This window comes from Trinickia sp. Y13 (assembly GCF_029522115.1).
In the GTDB taxonomy this organism is placed as follows: Bacteria; Pseudomonadota; Gammaproteobacteria; order Burkholderiales; family Burkholderiaceae; genus Trinickia.
Map to the genome: position 1 here is coordinate 156,268 of NZ_JAKWFK010000005.1, position 18,853 is coordinate 175,120.

At 63.8% G+C, this 18,853-nt stretch carries 20 protein-coding genes and 1 pseudogene; 12 read left to right on the plus strand and 9 right to left on the minus strand.

Annotation, left to right across the window (positions count from 1 at the left end; genetic code table 11):
• Positions 1-7 precede the first annotated feature (7 nt).
• Both MMB74_RS11520 and MMB74_RS11525 read left to right on the plus strand, forming a co-directional pair.
• Positions 8-619 carry a hypothetical protein gene (locus MMB74_RS11520; protein ID WP_277428766.1) on the plus strand — a complete coding sequence of 204 codons (612 nt, stop codon included), beginning with the start codon at positions 8-10 and terminating at the stop codon, positions 617-619.
• Between the two features lie 246 nt (positions 620-865).
• A complete protein-coding gene (locus MMB74_RS11525) occupies positions 866-1,183 on the plus strand; it encodes a hypothetical protein (protein WP_277428767.1) in 318 nt (105 codons plus the stop codon).
• Positions 1,184-1,214: 31 nt separating this feature from the next.
• On the opposite strand, the gene MMB74_RS11530 is transcribed toward MMB74_RS11525, so the two are convergent.
• From MMB74_RS11530 to MMB74_RS11555, 6 genes are all read right to left on the minus strand, one after another.
• On the minus strand, positions 1,215-1,625 hold the full coding sequence (locus tag MMB74_RS11530) for a response regulator (RefSeq protein WP_277428768.1): 411 nt from the start codon (positions 1,623-1,625) through the stop codon (positions 1,215-1,217).
• 162 nt (positions 1,626-1,787) lie between these two features.
• Complete coding sequence (locus MMB74_RS11535; protein WP_277428769.1) at positions 1,788-2,435, minus strand: response regulator transcription factor; 648 nt, start codon at positions 2,433-2,435, stop codon at positions 1,788-1,790.
• Positions 2,432-4,636: a PAS domain S-box protein gene (locus MMB74_RS11540; protein ID WP_277428770.1), complete on the minus strand. Its 2,205-nt coding sequence runs from the start codon at positions 4,634-4,636 to the stop codon at positions 2,432-2,434. Before MMB74_RS11540 ends, MMB74_RS11535 begins: the two co-directional genes overlap by 4 nt.
• A gap of 386 nt (positions 4,637-5,022) precedes the next feature.
• Positions 5,023-5,211 carry a hypothetical protein gene (locus MMB74_RS11545; RefSeq protein ID WP_277428771.1) on the minus strand — a complete coding sequence of 63 codons (189 nt, stop codon included), beginning with the start codon at positions 5,209-5,211 and terminating at the stop codon, positions 5,023-5,025.
• Between the two features lie 209 nt (positions 5,212-5,420).
• Positions 5,421-5,768 (minus strand): hypothetical protein, encoded by a 348-nt coding sequence (locus MMB74_RS11550; protein WP_277428772.1) that lies wholly within the window; start codon positions 5,766-5,768, stop codon positions 5,421-5,423.
• Positions 5,769-5,970: 202 nt separating this feature from the next.
• Positions 5,971-6,351, minus strand: a complete 381-nt coding sequence (locus MMB74_RS11555; protein WP_277428773.1) for a response regulator — start codon at positions 6,349-6,351, stop codon at positions 5,971-5,973.
• Between the two features lie 269 nt (positions 6,352-6,620).
• On the opposite strand from MMB74_RS11555, the gene MMB74_RS11560 reads away from it, so the two are divergent.
• Positions 6,621-8,096: a PAS domain S-box protein gene (locus tag MMB74_RS11560; protein WP_277428774.1), complete on the plus strand. Its 1,476-nt coding sequence runs from the start codon at positions 6,621-6,623 to the stop codon at positions 8,094-8,096.
• Between the two features lie 17 nt (positions 8,097-8,113).
• Here the strand turns inward: MMB74_RS11560 and MMB74_RS11565 are convergent, their stop codons facing one another.
• Positions 8,114-8,917, minus strand: a complete 804-nt coding sequence (locus tag MMB74_RS11565; RefSeq protein WP_277428981.1) for a MipA/OmpV family protein — start codon at positions 8,915-8,917, stop codon at positions 8,114-8,116.
• A gap of 288 nt (positions 8,918-9,205) precedes the next feature.
• Between MMB74_RS11565 and MMB74_RS11570 the strand changes: the two genes are divergently transcribed.
• Both MMB74_RS11570 and MMB74_RS11575 read left to right on the plus strand, forming a co-directional pair.
• Positions 9,206-9,640 carry a response regulator gene (locus MMB74_RS11570; protein ID WP_277428982.1) on the plus strand — a complete coding sequence of 145 codons (435 nt, stop codon included), beginning with the start codon at positions 9,206-9,208 and terminating at the stop codon, positions 9,638-9,640.
• Between the two features lie 186 nt (positions 9,641-9,826).
• Positions 9,827-10,330 (plus strand): hypothetical protein, encoded by a 504-nt coding sequence (locus MMB74_RS11575; protein WP_277428983.1) that lies wholly within the window; start codon positions 9,827-9,829, stop codon positions 10,328-10,330.
• On the opposite strand, the gene MMB74_RS11580 is transcribed toward MMB74_RS11575, so the two are convergent.
• Positions 10,327-11,655, minus strand: a complete 1,329-nt coding sequence (locus tag MMB74_RS11580; RefSeq protein WP_277428775.1) for a cation:proton antiporter — start codon at positions 11,653-11,655, stop codon at positions 10,327-10,329. The genes MMB74_RS11575 and MMB74_RS11580 overlap by 4 nt on opposite strands.
• Before the next feature lie 30 nt (positions 11,656-11,685).
• Positions 11,686-12,081: a DUF3175 domain-containing protein gene (locus MMB74_RS11585; protein ID WP_277428776.1), complete on the minus strand. Its 396-nt coding sequence runs from the start codon at positions 12,079-12,081 to the stop codon at positions 11,686-11,688.
• 247 nt (positions 12,082-12,328) lie between these two features.
• Between MMB74_RS11585 and MMB74_RS11590 the strand changes: the two genes are divergently transcribed.
• The 7 genes and pseudogenes from MMB74_RS11590 (at position 12,329) to ligD (ending at position 18,800) form a co-directional block, all read left to right on the plus strand.
• On the plus strand, positions 12,329-12,883 hold the full coding sequence (locus MMB74_RS11590) for a ferritin-like domain-containing protein (RefSeq protein WP_277428777.1): 555 nt from the start codon (positions 12,329-12,331) through the stop codon (positions 12,881-12,883).
• Positions 12,884-12,949: 66 nt separating this feature from the next.
• A complete protein-coding gene (locus MMB74_RS11595) occupies positions 12,950-13,513 on the plus strand; it encodes a type 1 glutamine amidotransferase domain-containing protein (protein WP_277428778.1) in 564 nt (187 codons plus the stop codon).
• 64 nt (positions 13,514-13,577) lie between these two features.
• Positions 13,578-13,856, plus strand: a complete 279-nt coding sequence (locus tag MMB74_RS11600; protein ID WP_277428779.1) for a DUF1488 domain-containing protein — start codon at positions 13,578-13,580, stop codon at positions 13,854-13,856.
• A 52-nt stretch (positions 13,857-13,908) separates the two neighbouring features.
• Positions 13,909-14,523 carry a hypothetical protein gene (locus MMB74_RS11605; RefSeq protein ID WP_277428780.1) on the plus strand — a complete coding sequence of 205 codons (615 nt, stop codon included), beginning with the start codon at positions 13,909-13,911 and terminating at the stop codon, positions 14,521-14,523.
• 269 nt (positions 14,524-14,792) lie between these two features.
• Positions 14,793-14,951, plus strand: a complete 159-nt coding sequence (locus tag MMB74_RS11610) for a DUF1328 family protein (protein WP_277428781.1) — start codon at positions 14,793-14,795, stop codon at positions 14,949-14,951.
• 145 nt (positions 14,952-15,096) lie between these two features.
• Positions 15,097-15,912, plus strand: a pseudogene (locus tag MMB74_RS11615) (Ku protein); the annotation flags it as partial.
• 53 nt (positions 15,913-15,965) lie between these two features.
• Positions 15,966-18,800, plus strand: a complete 2,835-nt coding sequence (gene ligD, locus MMB74_RS11620; RefSeq protein WP_277428782.1) for a DNA ligase D — start codon at positions 15,966-15,968, stop codon at positions 18,798-18,800.
• Positions 18,801-18,853 lie beyond the last annotated feature (53 nt).

The window sequence follows — 18,853 nt, forward strand, 5'->3', positions numbered from 1 at the left end:
AAGCATCATGCAGACCACGAAACGGGGTGTTGCCGATATGTACGACGCCATCGACGCGCTCGACTTCGGCCGGATCAAGGCCAAGCTCATGCACCGGCGCGATGGCGTGCTGGCGTTGCGCACGATCGAGCGAGCCGAAGCGGGGTATCGGCAGTTTCTCAAGTTGGCGGCGAAATATCCCCATGCACCGCTCGTGCCGAGCAAGGAAGTGGACGAATTTTGGCACATGCATATTCTCGACACGCAGCGCTATAGCGCCGATTGCGAACGGATCTTCGGCTATCTGATCCATCACGATCCGTATAGCGGTATCGACGGCGGCGAGGACGAGGCGCGTCATCTCGCGCTGACGGCGCGCAGTAGCGACTTGGCCGCATACGAGTTCGGCGAAGGCGCCGCCTACTGCGTGCGGCCTGCGGCAAAGGGCGATGCGCAGGCGTATTGCGTGAAACCGGAGGCGAAAGGCGACGCCCAGGGGTATTGCGTGAAACCCGAAGCGAAGGGCGATGCGCAGGCGTATTGCGTGAAGCCCCAGGCCAAGGCCGACGCCCAGGCGTATTGCGTTCGTCCGATGGCGTTGCCGGCGAGCGGCGAGTCAGCGCGGCACCGCAGCGCCTGAGCGCTTGCCGCACGGGGCGGTTCGACTTGCCCGCCGTCCCGGTTTCGCGCTATCCGCCGCGCTCGGAAGCGGCCAGTGCGCGCCGCTACCGCAGACACGCCACGAGGCGGCGCGTCTGGACTATCGAACTGCATTGACCCAGGTCAAGCCCCTTCGAACGCGATGCGCCAACATGAGAGCGAATCCATCGAGCGCCGCCAGCATGCGGCGCTCGATCGGTGACCGAACGAGGGCGAGGAATAGTAAATGGGCATCGGCATGCAAATCGTGTACGTCGGCTTTCCCGGGGCGGCGCGAATCGAGGCCGAGGCGGGCGTCCAACTCTTGCGGCTCATGCGCTTCGCAGCGCGCGTGAGCCATTGTCATCTAGCGATCGAGGCCATGCGCGGGCCGAACGGGCTCTACTACGATGCGCGTCTCGACATCGTGACGCCCGAGAAGCAGTTCATTCCGCTGCCGCATTGCGCCGACAAGGATCCGGAGGCGGCGGTGCGCGCGGCGTTCGACTATGCCGAGCGGGAACTGACCCATCGCGGCGGCGATTTCGCCCGCCACGGCGCGTGAGGCCGACGAGCTTGGGATTGGCCGTAAGCGTTCAATGACGGCCTGGGCCGTGCGCCTTTTCGCGTGCCAAACGGGCGATCGTTTCCATCGCCAGATCGAATTCCGTCGTCTTGTCGAAGAAGTAGTCGGCGCCGGCGGTGACGCTCGCCTCGCGAAATACGGGCGACGCGTAGTTGGTCAGGACGATCGTGACGATGGGATCGGTTCGATCGCGCAATGCGTGGAGCAAGTCCATCCCGTTGCTGTCGATCAGGCGCAGATCGAGAACAACGGCCTCCGCGTCCGTATCGGCTATGCCTTGCAGCGCCATCTGGACGTCCTCGGCTTCGCCGACGATGCATGCGGCGCCGTCGGGGCCGATATGCTGCGTGAGACGTTCGCGCACGAGGGTCGACTCGTCGACGACGAACACTCTTAGCGGTGAGGGGATGCTCGATTTCATGAGCACAGTATCGTCAGCGCTCGGCCAAATAAATATCGTCCCGGTAGGAATGTGTTGTAAGTCATGCGGAAGGCGCTTGTCAGCCGTTGCCTACAGAAAGCACAACGGCCCCGTGCGGCGGCGCTTCGGCGCAAGGAACGGCGACTCCGAAGTAACGGATCGTTACAAATCCTCGCTGTCTTCGAACAGCTTGTGCTGGATCGCATAGCGGACGAGGGCAGCTTCGTGCGGCATCTGCATCTTTTCGAGAATGCGCGTCTTGTAGGTGCTGACCGTTTTTGCGCTGACGCATAACTCGTGCGCGATCTCGCTGATCGTTTGGCCCGACGCGATGCGCCGGAAAACGTCGAATTCTCGGTCCGACAACCGTTGATGCGGCAGCATGTCGGTGGGCTCGTTCAGGCTCTGCGCGAGCCGCTCCGCCATCGACAAGCTCACGTACACGCCGCCAGCCGAGATTTTGCTCAGCGCCGATACGAGTTCCTTGCTCGCGCTTTCCTTGGTCAAATAGCCCGATGCGCCTGCTTTGAACGCGCGTACGGCGTATTGTTGCTCCGCGTGCATCGTCAAGACGAGCACGCGCAGCATCGGCAGCTCGTCCTTGATTTGCTTGACGAGCTCGATGCCGTTGCGGCCCGGCATCGACAGATCGAGCACGAGCACGTCCGCGGGCGTGCTGCGCACCAGCGCGATGGTGGTGGGCCCATCGTATGCCTCCCCGACCACCTCGAAGCCGCTCGTGCCTTCGAGAATATGGCGCAGGCCATCGCGCACGAGCGCGTGGTCGTCGGCTAGAAGTACTCTTGTCATTGCACGGCCTCTTCCTGTTGTATTGCGGCCAGCGGAATGCGCGCAGTCAGCGCGAAGCCACGGCCGAGCGCGGTATCGATCGAAACCGACCCGCCCAAGATATGCACCCGTTCACGTATCCCCAGTAACCCGAAGGACTTTTCCCCGTGGCCTTCGGTTGCTTGCACATCGCGCGCCCCGCGGCCGTTGTCGGCGATGCGCACGGTGCAGTGGCCGTCTTCGCCGACGAGCGACACCGACACGCGCGTGGCCTCGGCGTGCCTCACCACGTTCGTCAATGCTTCCTGGACGATGCGGAATATCGTCGTTGCGCCGCTCTTCGAAAAGCTCGTATTGCCCGGTTCGATGCGGCGCTCGATGTCGATGCCATAACGCGTCGTGAAATCGTTGAGCAACCAATCGATTGCCGGCAGCAAGCCTAGATCGTCGAGCATGACGGGCCGCAAATCGGCCGCGATGCGCCGCACCGAGCCGACCGTCGAATCGATGAGGCGTCGCATGCCATGCAGTTGCGCTAGCACGGGCGGGGGCGCCGACGGCACTTCCGCGAGGGACTGCTCGACCGAGGACAAATCCATCTTCAATGCGGTCAATTGCTGCCCAAGGTCGTCGTGCAACTCCCGCGCGATGCGGGTCTTTTCGTCTTCGCGAACGTTCTGCAAGTTGGCCGACAGCTCGCGCAGCTCCTGGCGCGACGCTTTCAGGGCCTCTTCGGCCTGCACGCGCTCGGTGACATCGCGCAACATAACCGCGAACAATTTGCCGCCCTGGCCGTCGCCCACCTGCGCGATCGACGCTTCGAGCGGAAACTCTTCGCCGTCGGCCCGCAGACCGGTGAGCACCAACTGCTGCCGGCCCATCTTGCGTTGCGTCACGCCCGTCTCGCCGAAGCGCTCGACATGCTTGCGGTGCGCCTCGCGGAAGCGGGCGGGAATGAAGCGGTCGATCGACGTGCCGATCGCGTCCATCGCCGAGCAGCGAAACACTTGTTCCGCGCTCGGGTTGAACATCACGATCCGCTGCCGTTCGTCGAGGGTGATGATCGCTTCGCCCGACGAGTGAAAAATCGCCATCAGCCGTGCTTCGTTCAAGGAAGAGCGAGAACGCGCCAATCCGGTTTCTGCAAGTGTCATGCCGCGTTTGCGCATGAACACGAACACCGCCGCGCTGGTGATCAGAGCGGCCGCGAAGCCCGCGGACAAGATCGCGCTGCTGCTGAAATCGGCCGAGGCGGTCAGCGAGGGATCGCTGGTCGCGTAGTCGAGCGAGAGCGGCTGGCCGCCGACACGCAGCGTGTCGGTATGGCGAAAACGCTGGCTGCGGTCGTTTTGCGACGAAACCGCGGCGCCCGGCGGGTAGAGCGCGATGGGCGGCTGGCCGGCCGAGACGCGCATTTGCATATTGGGTTCATGCGCCGCGATGCTCGCGAACAAATACTCGGTGTCCAGACGCGCGAGGACGAAACCGAGCAGGGCGGCGCGACGCGCCGGCACGAGCACGGGCGGCGGCGCTACGCGGTAGACGGGCAGATAGAGATCGACGCGCGCCCGCGCTTGGCTTTCGGTGGGCTCGGTGCCATTGGGATCGCTCCCATTCGCGCCTTCTCGCGCCAGCGGCCGAATCGACATCGCCACGTCGCCGCTGTTGGCGGCGCGCATCAGGGCGGCGCGCGTCGCGTCGTTCACGCCGAGGTCCACGCCATCGGTCGCGTCCCCGCGCGGCGGCCACATCAGCACCGAATGAGCGAGCGGGCCGGTCGCTGCGCCCCCGCTAGCCCCCTCGGGGGCCTGCGCGATCGCAGCCGGCGATGCATCGGCGTAACCCAACGTGCGTACGCAGGGCGGGGTGTCGTCCAAGTCCAGACGCGAGATGTACCGGTCCCAGACTTCCGCCGTCGGCTTGCCGTCGCCGCTCGACTGCGTTCGGGAAACGATGAGACCGCTGGCGCCGCGCAGCAACTCGGAGCATAGCGATAGTTCGCGCCGGATGTCGGAGGTGACATGCGCGGCCCGCGCGTCGAAGTTCGCTTGCGCTACATCCAGCAGATGGTCGCGCACGACGAATGCGGCAACGAGGGCCGCTGCGAGAAAAATGGCGCCCGTCAGCGCGGCGGCCAGCAGGGGCGCGCGCAGCGGCGTGCCGCCGTCCTTTCCTGTAGCGGCTGGCGTGGCGGATGAGGACGTGTTTCCTGCTGCGGACATGCGCATCCTGCGGAAGGTCGAGTTCCCGTGCCGCTTGAACAGGCCGGGGCCGGAATAACTGATGCTGATGACGGATTATCTGGCGCGCTTTATGCGTGGTTCGGCCAATTGTGCTGGATAAACGCCTGCGTGCCAATGGCGGACGTTATCGTGCGTACCGTCGCCGCTCACGCAAAGAATAGATCAGAGAAGAAAAAGACGCGATGGAATAGCGCGCCGTGGCCAGGTGGGCGTTGACCTCGATCGGCCGGGTCGTGTCGTCGAACGGCGGTTGCGGCATCAAATGGGTCGATGGCGCCATGCTGGAAAATCAAGCAAACGGTCGATCCGCCGTATTGGAAGAAGCCGCGCTCGTAGCCTTTGGCGCGGGCGCCGAGCGGCCCGCCTCAGTTGCCGTTCGTCTCGCGCAGCGCGTCGACGAACCGCAAAAACGACGTGAGCGAACCGGCCACGCTTTGGTATTTCTCGCGTCCGATCTGGCCGTCGAGCGTGACGAGCAAACCTGCGTCGCGCGCGAGCTCGAGGATGGCTTCGACGCTTCCGGCCGGGGCTTTTTTCGTGACGTGGGGTGACATGGCGGCTCTCCGTGTGGCGTTTGATCGAGAGCCGCGATGGCGAGGTCCGGCGTGCGGCTCTGTGGATCGGTATCCGTTGTCTAAAGTATTGGCCGCGCTGCGTGCATTGAAAATAAGGGGTCGCCGAACTTCGCGTAGGTCTGCGAGCATCGTTGTCAGCATTTGCCTACATCGAGCGTATGAAGTCGCGAGGGCGCTGCGAGACGCGTCTAAAACGCGATTTGCAAACCGTAGTCGAAGGCGAGGATCAGCAAGGAGCTGACGAGGCCGAGCGAGAGCGTGGTGAAGCGGCGCTCGAGATCCGCTTGCCGGCTCACCCATGCGATGGCGAGAAACACACCTTCGGCTACGAGCTGGACGGCGAACACGGCGAGCATCAGCGGATACTGGAAACTGCGCTCGCCGAATCCGGCGAAGTCCACGCCATGGGCGGCCATCCAATGGCCCACCCGATACACCACGAAGAAGAGCAGCAGCACGGGGAAGACATAGCTGCCGAGGTAAGTGGGCGCAGCGTGCGGCGCGATTGCGCGATCAACGCGATGAGTCTGCTGCATGACGATCTCCCGTCGGTGACGGCTTCACTTTATGTGTGCGTCGACGGCGCGCTTTTGACATGAATCAAACGAGAAAGCGCCGTGTCGTGTTCCGCCATCGTATTTGCACGTGTTGTATCGATAATGAAAGAAAATCAGATAAACAAAGAAAGCAGATCGATGGTTTTGCGCGGCAGCGAACCTTCCCGAACGGTCACGAGCGTCAGGCGGCGGGCGGCATCTGGTCGCTCAGCTCGGTCAACACATCTGGCAAGCGAGCGAATTCGACCGCCTTGTCGAGAAAGAGCCGCGCCCCGAGGTCCAGACAAGCCGTTCGCATCTGCGCGTAGGCCGAGTTGCTGAGCACGATCGCCGCAATCGCCGGTCGATGCTCGCGTAACCACTTCAGAATCGTAAGGCCGCTCGTGCCGGCCCGAAGCTGCAGGTCGACGATGGCGACGTCGGGCTCGTGCTCGCGGATCGCGGCAAGCGCGGCGTCGGGGTCGTCGGCTTGCGCCACGATTTGTGCGCCCGGGACCATCTGCACGAGTTCGCACAAGCGGTCGCGGATAGGCGCAAAGTCTTCTACGAGTAACACCTTCATGATTGACAGCTGAGATTTCGACTTGACGCTTCGAGTGTCCACGAAACGATTCGCCGAGGAAATCAGCGGTGGACGGGATTTCTGTGCGCCTTTGCGCTGCCTTGTCAGGCAAGGCCTACAAGCGAATCGAAGCAAACGTTTGCCATGCGGTGCGGCCTTGCGTGACACGTTTCTTGCGCTAAGGCTAGACTGGGATATCTGCGTAAGCGGGAGCCGGGTCAGTGGATAGTCAGCCGTCACCTTCGAACAGGCCTATTGGCGACACGCTTTTGGCCCGTATTTCGCCGGAAGATCGCTACCGGGCGCTGGTCGATTCGATCGAGGAATACGCGATCTTTCTGCTCGATGCGAAGGGCCGGATCGCGACGTGGAATGCGGGGGCCGAGCGGATCCAAGGTTATCGGGCGCAGGAAATCATCGGCCGCCATTTTTCGGTGTTTTATCCCCAGGAGGTCGCGGCGCGCGGCTATCCCGACGAAGAGCTGCGCCACGCCGCCAAGCTCGGCCGTTGGGAGGACGAGGGTTGGCGAATGCGTAAAGACGGCTCGCGTCTATGGGCCAACGTCGTGATTACGGCGTTGCGCGACGAGAAAGGCGAGCTGATGGGGTTCGCGAAGATCACGCGCGACTTGACCGAGCGGCGCCGCAACGAGGAGCGACTGCGCCAGAGCGAGGAGCGTTTGCGCCGGCTCATGGATGCCGTGGAGGACGCGATCTTCATGCTCGATCCCGGAGGGCAGATCACGAGTTGGAATGGCGGAGCCACGCGCGTGCTCGGTTTTCGCGCGCAGGAAATCATCGGCCGGCATTTTTCGCGTCTTTATCCGATCGAGGAGACGGCCGAGCGCCGCCCGGAGCGCGACCTTGCCGATGCCGCCGCCCGTGGACGCATCGAGAAGGAAGGCTGGCGCATGCGCCGGGATGGCACGCGCTTTTGCGCGAATATCGTCGTGACAGCCGTTCATGGCGCGGCCGGGGAACTCGTGGGCTTTGCTAAGGTGGTGCGTGACATCACCGAGCGCAAGCAGTTGCGGCAGCTCGAATATGCGAGCGAGCTTGCCGCGCGTATCGAGGCGACGCGCGAAGAAGAGAAAAAGCGCATCGCGCGCGAACTGCATGATGACTTGGGGCAGCAACTCACGGCGCTGAAGATGGATCTAGCGACCCTCGCGACAGCCGATGCGCAGGCGCTCGAAAGCGAGCCGCAGGCGTTCGATGCGGTGCGAACGCGGGCGCTCGCGATGCGCGACGCCGTCGATCATGCGATCGCGTCGGTGCGGCGGCTTGCGGCCGGATTGCGTCCCGCCGTGCTCGACGATCTTGGTTTGCTGCCGGCGCTCGAATGGCTCGTCGACGATTTTCGCCAGCGCTCGCGCTTGCGAATCGACATCGCGAGCGACGCGCAAGATGTCGTGTTCAACGAGGCCGCATCGACAGCGATCTTTCGCATCGTGCAGGAAGCGCTGACCAATGTCGTGCGGCATGCGAAAAACGCGACTGCCGTTCGCATCGAACTCGCGTGCGACGCCACGGCGTGCAACGTCTCGATCCGCGATAACGGCGTGGCAGGGGACGCGAGCGCGGGCGAACAAATGGGGCGGCCGAGTCCCTCCGGGCTTGCGGGAATTCGTGAGCGCGTGCGCCGGCTCGGCGGCTCGGTCGAGATCGGCGGGGAAGCGGGCGAGGGCTTTTCGATCCGCTTGTCGCTGCCGCGCGCGGTCGTGGAATCGTCGGCCGCGTCGTGACGCACGCCGAGCGCGGTTCAGAATTGGTAGTTGACCGAAACGTTGAAAACGCCAGACGCGCGCGTTTGCGTGATCGGGCTGTGCGCGGCCGCGCCCACGAGTTGTTGGAATGCGCCGTCGGCGCTTACGATCCAATGCTTGTTGAGCGTCAGCGAAGCAGTGACGCCGAACCCAACCGAACGAATGCCGGCCGACGCGTGGTATTGCCGGTATCCCGATCGCGCGGATTGCTCCTCATTGACGCCGAACCAACTGTTCATGTAGCGTGAATCGGCGATCGTCATCGTCGGGCCGGCGAACCACGAGAATCTCTCCGAGCTGCCGGGCATCGGCATATAAGCGCCAAGGTCGCCTATCCATCCGTTGTCGCCGCCGAAATTGCGGCGAAGATCGGCGCGCAGCACGAGCGGAAACGATTTCGAAATCACATATTCGCCAAGCAGCCGCAGGCTTGGAGCGGGATTGATGTTGCCCATCCCATTCAAGTGGCCGAGATCGTCGGCCGCGCGCCGTCCGAGATCGTAGCTCGCTGCAAGGCCGAGCCGCCAATTCGGTCCGGTCGCGAGGTTCATGCCGATGCCTTCGCCCGTCGAAAGAAAGAAGCGGTCGCGATAGCGAATGTCAAGGCTCGGACCGCCTAGCCAGTGATAACGGTCGGAGCCGTCGTAGAGCGGCTGGAAGCTGGCAGATGGACCGACGCGAATGCGCCATGTCGGTATTTTGGGCTCGAACATCTGCTCGAGCAGAACGCCCGAGGAGTATTGCCACTCGGCGAGCGGCGAAGGCGTTTGCGCGTGGACCGATGCGGGCGCGAGGACCATGAGAGCCGCGCTGGCGAAGACGATGCGCGATGCCGCGTGTGAGGTCGACATAAACTGTTTTCCTTATGGGAACGCCCGGCGGCATGCGAACGATGCGCGCGCTGCCTGAGCAAATCGTGCCAGAGCTCACAGCAAAGCGCATGCCTTTTTTTTGTCGCAGTGCGCGTCTCGGGTTCGCAATTTGCATTAGTTCGGCTCTGCGTCGAGACCAACCTAGGAGAAGCGGCTGTGACCGAGCCTGACAAAACGAACGAAGACGTCGTGCTGTGGCGGTCGTTCAGACCGGCGATGGCCGATCATCGCCGAGTGCTGGTGGTGGACGACTACCGCGATGCCGCCGAGGCCTTGCAACTTTTGCTCGATGCCGATGGCTTCGAATGCCGCGCGACGAGCGATCCGCACGCTGCCTGCGCGATCGCGCGCGAATGGCAACCGTTCGCCGTCCTGCTCGATATCGCGATGCCCGGGCTCGACGGTCTCGAACTGGCGCGGCGGTTGCGGGCCGACCCCGAGACGGCCCACATGCTGTTGATCGCTTGCACGGGCTACGCCTCCTCGGAGGATCGGGCGCGCGCACGCCACGCAGGTTTCGACGCGCATTGCGCGAAGCCGCTCACGCCGCAACTGATACTTCGCGTGCTCGAGTTCGCGAGCGAGGGTACGCACCGCGTCGCGGACGAGATCGACGGTTCGAAAGAGAACGCGCCCTGCACGCGTCTTTGAACGGCGCTGCCGCACAGGTTGCGTGCGCAACGTTCGCCCCCGCTTGCCAAGGCCATTACGGCGTGCTCCAATCGCGCCCAGCCGACGCTGCGCCGACACCGTGAGGCGCAGTGCAAATCCGGGGGGGAACGACCGATGAAGCATTCGCTGCACGCATGCGTCATCGTGGCCGCCGCAGCGGTCGCGATGACGGTGAGCGGGCCGGCCTGGGCCGACGCCTCGCGCGCAAATCATGGCAACGACCCGTTCTTTCAGGTTTCGCAGGCGGTACCGGCGTGCCCGGCCCCGCTCGGGCCGCTCGAGACCGAGCAGGAATGGCTCGGCGAATCGCATTATCGAATCGAGCGCGGCAACAGTTGCTGGTGGGAAGGGCGCTGCAGGCTGCCGAACGGCTATCTCTACGACAAGGAAATCGAGGAGGCGGCCAAGCGGCGCCTGAACTTTATCGAGGCCGCGACGCATTGGCGCGAGCGCACGACGCTTTGGTTGACGTTGCAGCGGCGCTTCATTTACGTGCAAGGGTGTGTCGTGCCGGACTTCGACAAGCAGGCGTTCCTTTCCGAAATGGCGAAAACGGCCGACGTCGAGCGCGTCATCGACGATATGACGACCGATCCGGGATCTTCGTCGCTGCCCTATCGCACGCAGGCCGACCCCGACAAGGCCGCTTATCCGCACGATGACGATTAGCGCCGCGCTGCCGCGCGCGCACGCCGGTAGTTCTTCATGAGCGGCATGGCGGACATGCCATGCACGAACACCGAAGCCGTTACGACGGCGAGCGCATAGGGCGCGAGCGGTGCGATGGCCTCGCTGCGGCCGTTCTCGAGCGCATAGGCCAGGTAGAAGACGGTGCCGATGCCGCGAATGCCGAACCAACTCATCATGCGCCGTTCGATCGGCTCGGCGCGGGAACCCAGCAGCGCGAGCTCGACGGCTGCCGGGCGGATCGCAACGAACAGCGCGAGCACCAGCGCCGCCGTGCGCCACGTGACGAGCGGCGCCGACACCGACACCGTGCTCAGTACATTGCCGATCATGATCATCATCCCCATCTCGGCGATGCGTTCGAGCTCGATCGTGAAATGCAGCACGGACTCGGCCATGTAGGCATGGGCTTTCGCCGGGTCCGCCGCGGTGGCCGCGACGTCGGATGAGTCGATCGCGCCGATCGCATCTTGTGGCGAACGCTCGCCCGTCGCCCGGTGCTCGACGCGGCGCATCGCAACACCGGCCGCGAAGGCTGAAAGGAAGCCGAACGTATGGAGCAATTGCGCCGTGCCGTACGACAGTTCGATCAGACCCAGGGCGAAGAACCCTTCGAGACCGAGCGCTTGTGCGTAGCGCGTTCTCAACCATGCCACCGCGTGCGTCGTAGCAAACCCGAGCAATGCGCCGACCGCGACGGCCCCGACGATCCCCCATGCCGTTTGTGCGAGCCCTCGCAGCGTGACGAGCGCGTCCGTGTGCGGCGCGCCGTGCGCGCTAAGGGCGAGCGCGAACAACATGAAGGGCAGGGCAATGCCGTCGTTCAACCCGCCCTCGCCCGAGAGCGAAAACCGCACGATGTCCAGATCGTTCGCGTCGCGCACTTGCACGTCGTGCGCGAGCACCGGGTCGGTCGGCGCGAGCATCGCCGCAAGGACCCAGGCAGGACCCCATTCGAGCCCTAGCCCCCAAGCGCAAAATGCCGCGAGCAGGGGCACGGTGACGATCATCGCCAGCAAGCCTAGGCGCACGGGCAGCGACCACAGCGACGCGAGAATCGGTGCGCGCAAACGCAGCCCGATCGCAAACAACGAAGCGAGCAGTGCGATTTCGGTCACGATGCGCACGAGCGGCGCCTGCTTGACGATATCGATTGCCAACAGCCCGGCGCCGCTCGGCCCCAGGGCGAAGCCAGTCGCTAGATACAACATCGCGCCCGTCAGCGGCAACCGCTTGAACAGCGAACTGGCGATGCCCATGCCGACGAACATGCCGCCGACGATCAGAAACCAGGTTGTTTCGCGCATGCGATTGAGATGAACCCGACTCGAGCGGCGTTATCGGGGACGGCCGAACGCTTCGCGCAATTTGCCCTTGGCGGCTTGCAGCACGTCGCGGCGCGTCTTCGGCAGGTTCTTGCCCGCCCGGTTGATGAAGAAGTTGAGCATCGACATCGCGGACTGATAGGGCGTGCCGCGTCTTCGCTTGCTGGCGAGAGACGAGCGTCTGAGCGATTGCGCAATCTCTTCCGCACTCGCCGATTTGAAAATGCCCGGTTCGAGATCGAGGGCATCGCTACGTTCCATCACGTCGCGCGACCAGCGATGCGGTTGCTTGCGCGCGCTTGCATGGCTGCTGGCTTTGCGATGTTCGGCCCGGCTTTGGGCGTGGCGTTGACGCGGCGGGCGGCCGGCACGTCGTCGCGTCGACGAATGAGCAGTGCGGGAGGCCATCGGTTGTCTCACATGTTGATCAGCGGCGTGGTCCGTGAACGGTGTCGCGCAAGCGGGGGTCGTCTTGCGCGGCCCGAGAGGGGCTTGCGAGGATTCACGCAATGCCTATGCCCGGCCTTTTGCACAACCGGCAATTCGTTTTGGCACGATTGATGCGTGCCATGCGATAGGTCGAGCCCCGCCTCCCACCCCAGGCGGCGTGCAGTCTAAGCCGCGTTTCGTAAATACAAACCGATGGAGAAATCCCATGGCGAATCAACCATTCTTGTCGGACGTCCAGGCCATTAGAAAACGTGCGCGCGAGCACATGGAGGAAGGGGCTGTGACCGCCGGCTATCAGGCCGATCGCACAACGGTGCTCAAGCTGCTGAACGATGCTCTGGCCACGGAATTGGTCTGCACGCTGCGTTATCGCCGGCACTATTTCATGGCGAAGGGTATCCAATCCAAAAGCGTCGCCGATGAATTCCTGCAGCATTCGAACGAAGAGCAAGGCCATGCCGATCAACTTGCCGAACGTATCGTGCAGCTCGGCGGCGAACCGAACTTCTCGCCCGAGGGACTGCTTGCGCGAAGCCATGCCGAATATGTGGAAGGGACCTCGCTCGTCGACATGATCAAGGAAGACCTCGTGGCCGAGCGCGTGGCGATCGACAGTTATCGCGAGATCATTCAGTACTTGGGCGAGAAGGACCCTACCTCGCGGCGCGTCATGGAAAGCATCCTCGCCGTCGAGGAGGAGCATGCCGACGATATGGCGGACTTGCTGGCCGGTTTGCCGGGCGAGCTCAAGGGGCGTTGATCCACGCCGGGCACCGCGATTGCTGCGGTGCGTGCAGCACTTCATTCAATGAAAGGAGTGGGGCCGATGACCACCAAGACCAAACCGCTGGAGGGTTGCAAGGTTGCGATGCTGGCAACGGACGGCTTCGAAGAGGCCGAGCTTACCGAACCGAAACGGGCGTTGTCGGAGGCGGGCGCGCTCGTGCATGTGATTTCGAACAAGCATGGGCAAATCCAAGGCTTTCGCCACGTCGAACGCGGCGGCACCGTGACCGTCGATGCGACCTTCGATCAAGTGCGGCCCGAGCAATACGACGCGGTGGTGTTGCCCGGCGGCGTCGTCAACGCCGATGCGCTGCGCACCGTGCCGCAGGCGCAGGCTTTCGTGCGAGAGATCGACGAAGCCCATAAGCCGGTCGCCGTGATTTGTCATGGCGGGTGGCTTCCCATTTCCGCGGGCATCGTCAAAGGTCATACCATGACGAGCTGGCCGAGCTTGCAAGACGACTTGCGCAATGCGGGAGCGACGTGGGTGGACGAGCAAGTCGTCGAGGACGGCAATTTCATCACGAGCCGCAAGCCCGACGACATCCCGGCATTCAATCGAACGCTGATCGCGCAGCTCGAACATCGCGGGCAGGCCGCATGAGTTGCGCCCAAAGCTTGCCGCCCCGCGCTCGTGCGCGGCAAATGCAAAGCGCGCGGAGCCGGCAATGCGCGTGATCTTTTCCGATGATGCGCCCATGTTCGATGGCGCGCAGATGGTAGTGCGCTTTGTTGCCATCGTCGATGGCGTGCCCGTGTCGTGCGCGGTCACGGCCGAGGCGTTGGAAGATCATTTCGGCGCCCCTTCTACGCTCGAGGCCGAATTGCTGCGCGCCTTCGCTCAAGGCCGCGAGCGCATTCACGAAGTGTGCAAGCGTACCATCGAGCAAAGTGGCGGGGCCGCCGTCGTATTGCGCAGCGGCCTGTTCCGTATCGAGCGCGCTTGACGCCGGGGCATCCGTCGCCAGGTCGCGCGAAAACGAATTAGGAGGACGTGTCATGTCGCTCATCGTCGCAGGCCGCTTCACCACGTTCGCCGCTGCGGAGGCGGCCGCGAATCGCCTCTTCGCAGCGGGGTTCGTGCAAGAGGATGTCACGCTGTTCTTCGTCAATCCGCGCGGCCAGCACGCGCGCTATCCGATCGGCGGCGACCACTACGCCGATCCTCAGGCGTCGAGCGCGGCGAAGGGGGCAGGAAAAGGCGGGGCCATCGGTGCCGTGATCGGCGCCGTGATAGGCGTTGCGTTGTTCAGCGCATTTTCCTCGCCGTTTCTGATACTCGTCGTGGCCGCCGGGGTCGGCGCGTACTTGGGTTCGTTGATCGGTGCGATGTCGCATACGCGCGGCGGCGGCAAACTGCCCGAGCATCGAGTCATGCATGAAGCGCGCGATTCGGGGGTGCTCGTTGCCGTGCACGTGTCGCCCGATAACCAGCAGGAAGCGGCGCGGGTATTGCGCGAAGCGGGCAGCCTCGAAGTGGAGCGCGCGCACGGACGCTGGCAGCACGGCCGCTGGGCCGATTTCGATCCGACCAAAGACGTCGAGCCGATCGACGGCGCGACCGGTGCGCGCCCTCCTTCCGCAACGGGCACGCAGGCGCCCGCGCATCATTAGTAGGAAGCGATCCGACGGCTTCGTCCTCGACCGCGATCGCCCGATAGGCTATCGCGGTTTTTTCAATGCCTTCGGCTGCAGCGACTCGAAGCCCGCTTGGGTCGGCCAATGCGGCGCATCGCACTGCCGCGCGCCTCACTCGATGGGCATAGTCATTGCAGTATCAGATCGAGCGTTGACTTGAACAACCACAACGCTGAGTGCCTGCCGCGGTAAGCCAGCGCGGCGGCGACGCCTGCCGGCGCGCCGGCTTTCATCAGGAGGACGCCATGCTTCGATACGCAGTCGTATTCTTCATTATCGCGATCATCGCGGCTATCTTCGGTTTCACCGGCATTGCGGCCGGCGCCGCAGAAATCGCGAAAATTTTGTTCTTCATCTTCCTCGTCATCTTCCTGGCGACGCTGCTGATCGGTGTGCTCAGGTGACGCTGCGAGGAACGTAATCGTTGCTGCGGTGGCAGGGATTACGAGCGCATTGCAAGGAATGCACAACGCTCGTCCCGCCAACCCAAGCGCGGCCGGCGCCCGCTCCGCCATCGGCAGCGGAGCCGGCCGCTCAAGGAGAGTCGCCATGTCACGCGTGATTTGGAAAGGGGCGATCAGTTTCGGTCTCGTCAACGTGCCGGTGCAGTTGCATCCGGCCACGCGCGCCGAGCGCACGAGCTTCAATCTGCTCGACAAAGACACGGCCGATCCGATCGGCTATAAGCAGATCAATAAGCGGACCGGCAAGGAAGTGCGCCGCGAAAACATCGTGCGTGGCTACGAATACGAGAAGAACAACTACGTCATCCTCACCGACGACGAGATTCGAGCGGCGAGCCCCGAGTCTACGCAGACGGTGGATATCTTGGCGTTCGTCGAGGCTTACGCGGTCTCCTTCCTCTATCTCGACACGCCCTACTATCTCGTGCCCGAGCGGCAAGGCAAGAAAGCCTATGCGCTGTTGCGCGAGGCGCTCGCCCAATCGGGCAAGATCGGTATCGCCAACGTCGTGCTGCACAACAAACAGCATCTCGCAGCGCTGATCCCGGCCGGACCGGTACTGGCGCTGAACACCTTGCGCTGGGGCGGCGAGGTGCTCGACGCGGGCGATCTTTCATTGCCGCCGGCCGATGCGAAATCCGCAGGCGTCAGTCCGCGCGAATTGGAGATGGCCAAGAAGTTGATCGAGGACATGACCGAGGAGTGGGAGCCGATGCGGTACCACGACACGTTTCGCGACGATATCCTCGCGCTCGTCGATCGGAAAGTGCGCGAAGGCAAGACGCACGAGATCAGCGAAGGCGGGCGAGCGCCGGCGCGCACGCGCGCGACGGCCGACGTCGTCGATTTGTCGGAACTGCTCAAGCGTAGCCTCGGCAGAGGCAAGGGCAAGCATGCCGCATGAGATGCCGCCCGCCCGCGGCTGGTCATGCGCAACGAGGCGAGTGAAACAGCATGGCGGACAAACTCGAAACTTATCGCAAGAAACGCCGCTTCGCGGACACGCCCGAACCGTCGGGCGCCGAGCGCGCACGTCGCGCGCAGAAGGCGGCGAGCCGTAGCGCAGGTCCGGCGCTGTCGTACTTGATTCAGGAACACCACGCGCGGCGCCTGCACTACGACTTCAGACTCGAACTCGATGGGACGCTCAAGTCGTGGGCGGTGCCCAAGGGGCCGTGCCTCGACCCGTCGGTCAAACGGCTCGCGGTTCACGTCGAGGATCACCCCGTCGAATATGGAACATTCGAGGGTGAGATTCCGCCCGGCAACTACGGCGCCGGAACGGTGATCGTATGGGATCGCGGCACGTGGGAGCCGGCCGGCGGCGTGGAGCAAGCCCGCAAAGCCTACGCGGCCGGCAAGCTCAAGTTCACGCTGCACGGAAAGAAGCTGCACGGCGGATGGGCGCTCGTGCGCAGCGGCATGCGCGGCAGCGGCGACAAAGAACAATGGCTGTTAATCAAGGAACGCGACGACGAAGCGCGGCCCGAGAGCGAGTTCGACGTGATTGCCGAGCGGCCTGGCAGTGCGCTGTCGGACGGAGACTGCCCGGCGCGCAAGCCGCCCAAAACGGGCAAGCGCGCCGCGAATGGCGCCGCGGCCAAAGGATCGAGAAAGCGCGAGCTACCCGTACGCGCACATGCCGCCCATGCGGGGCATTCGGGCTCCGGCCACCCGGACATCGTCGCCACGCGCACGACGCAATCGCTGCGCGAGCTTGCCGTGTCGCCATCGATCGAAGGCGCGGTCAAGGCGCGCTTGCCCGAGTCGCTCAAGCCGCAATTGGCGACGCTGGTCGAGGATGTGCCGAGCGGCGACGATTGGTCGTACGAGATCAAGTTCGACGGCTATCGCGCGCTGATTCGCATCGACCACGGCGAGGCGAAGCCGGTGCGCGTGTTGACGCGCAGCGGTCTCGATTGGACTGCCAAGTTCAAACGGCAAGCTCAGGCGCTGGCGGCGCTCGATGTCGAAACGGCTTGGATTGACGGCGAAGCGGTGGTCCTGGACGAAAACGGCGTGCCGAGTTTTCAAGCGCTGCAGAATGCGTTCGATGCGAATCGCCCGCAAGAGATCGTCTTCTTCGTATTCGATTTGCCCTATTTGAACGGCTACGACTTGCGCGGCGTGCCGCTCGTTCAGCGCAGAGCGTTGTTGCGGGCATTGCTGGCCGATTTCGACGACGATACCGTGCGCTTTTCCGAAGACTTCGCGCTCGACGCGCATGACCTGCTGCATAGCGCGTGCGAAATGGCGCTGGAAGGAATCGTCGGCAAACGGCGCGACAGCCGCTATACGTCGACGCGCAGCGGCGCGTGGATCAAGCTGCGTTGCCGTCGCCGGCAAGAGTTCGTGATCGGCGGTTATTCGGAACCGGCGGGCAGCCGCAGCGGCTTTGGCGCGCTACTCCTCGGCCTCTTCGATGCCCGCGGCAAGCTGCATTACGCCGGGCGTGTGGGGACCGGCTTCGATGCGGCGGCATTGCGCGCCATCAAACGGGAGCTCGATGCGTTAGAGACCGAGCGATCGCCGTTCGCGGAGCCTCCCAGCGAACGCAGCCGGACGAAGGTTCATTGGGTGCGTCCCGAACTCGTCGCCGAATGCAATTTTTCCGAGTGGACGAGCGAGCGCATCGTGCGGCAGGCTTCGTTCATCAGCCTGCGCCGCGACAAGCCTGCGCGCGAGATCGTTCAAGAAGCGCCGCATCGGGCAGATGAGGTTCGAACCGAGGCGCCGACGGCGGGGCCTTCTGGGCAGGACGCAGATGACTCAGACAAGCGCGGACGGACGAAAAAATCCACTGCGAGTAAAAAGGCGGACAAGGTCGCGAATGACGAAGAGAATCGAAAAACAGTAAGAGGACTGAAGCAAGTGCGCGAACCAATCAAAGAGGGCGATACGGTCGCGGGCGTTCGAATCTCGCATCCCTCACGGATGATCGATTCCTCGATCGGCTTTGCCAAACAAGACCTGGTGCGCTACTTCGAGCGCATCGCGCCTTGGCTTTTGCCGCATGTGAAGGGACGGCCCATCGCGCTCGTGAGGGCGCCCGACGGCATCGACGGGGAGCTGTTCTTTCAGAAGCACAGCTCGCGCTTGTCGATTCCCCATATCACGCAACACGAAGGGCTCGATCCGGGCCATCCGCCGTTGCTCACGATCGAGAGCGAGCAAGCGCTCGTGGGCGCCGCTCAAATGGGAACCGTCGAGCTTCATACGTGGAACGCGCTGGCAACGAACATCGAAAAGCCCGACCGGATCGTGTTCGATCTCGACCCCGATCCGTCGCTGGGCTGGGAGCGGATGATCGAAGCGGCGCAGCTGACGCGCGATCTGCTGACGGAACTCGGCTTGCAATCGTGGTGCAAGACGAGCGGGGGCAAGGGCTTGCATGTGGTGGTGCCGCTCGCGCGCCATGCTGAATGGGACGACGTCAAGGCGTTCGCTCAAGCGGCCGCGCAGCACATGGCCGCGACGCTGCCCGACCGCTTCAGCGCGAAGATGGGCGCGCAAAACCGCCGTGGCCGAATCTTCGTCGATTACTTGCGCAACAACCGCGGGTCCAGCACCGTAGCGGCGTTCTCTCCGAGGGCGCGGCCGGGCATGGGGGTGTCGGTTCCGCTCGCGTGGGACGAACTGGCCGATACGACGGGCGGGGCGCAATGGACCGTCGAAAACGTCTATGAGCGGCTTCGATCGCAGGGTGCGGATCCATGGGCCGACTATGCGGGAGCGAAGCAGCGCATTACGAAAGGCATGCGCGAGAGCCTGGGGTTGAACGGTTCTTGACGGCTGCCGTAAACGCTGCCTCGGGCGCGCTTTTTGCGCCGCATAGAGTCTGG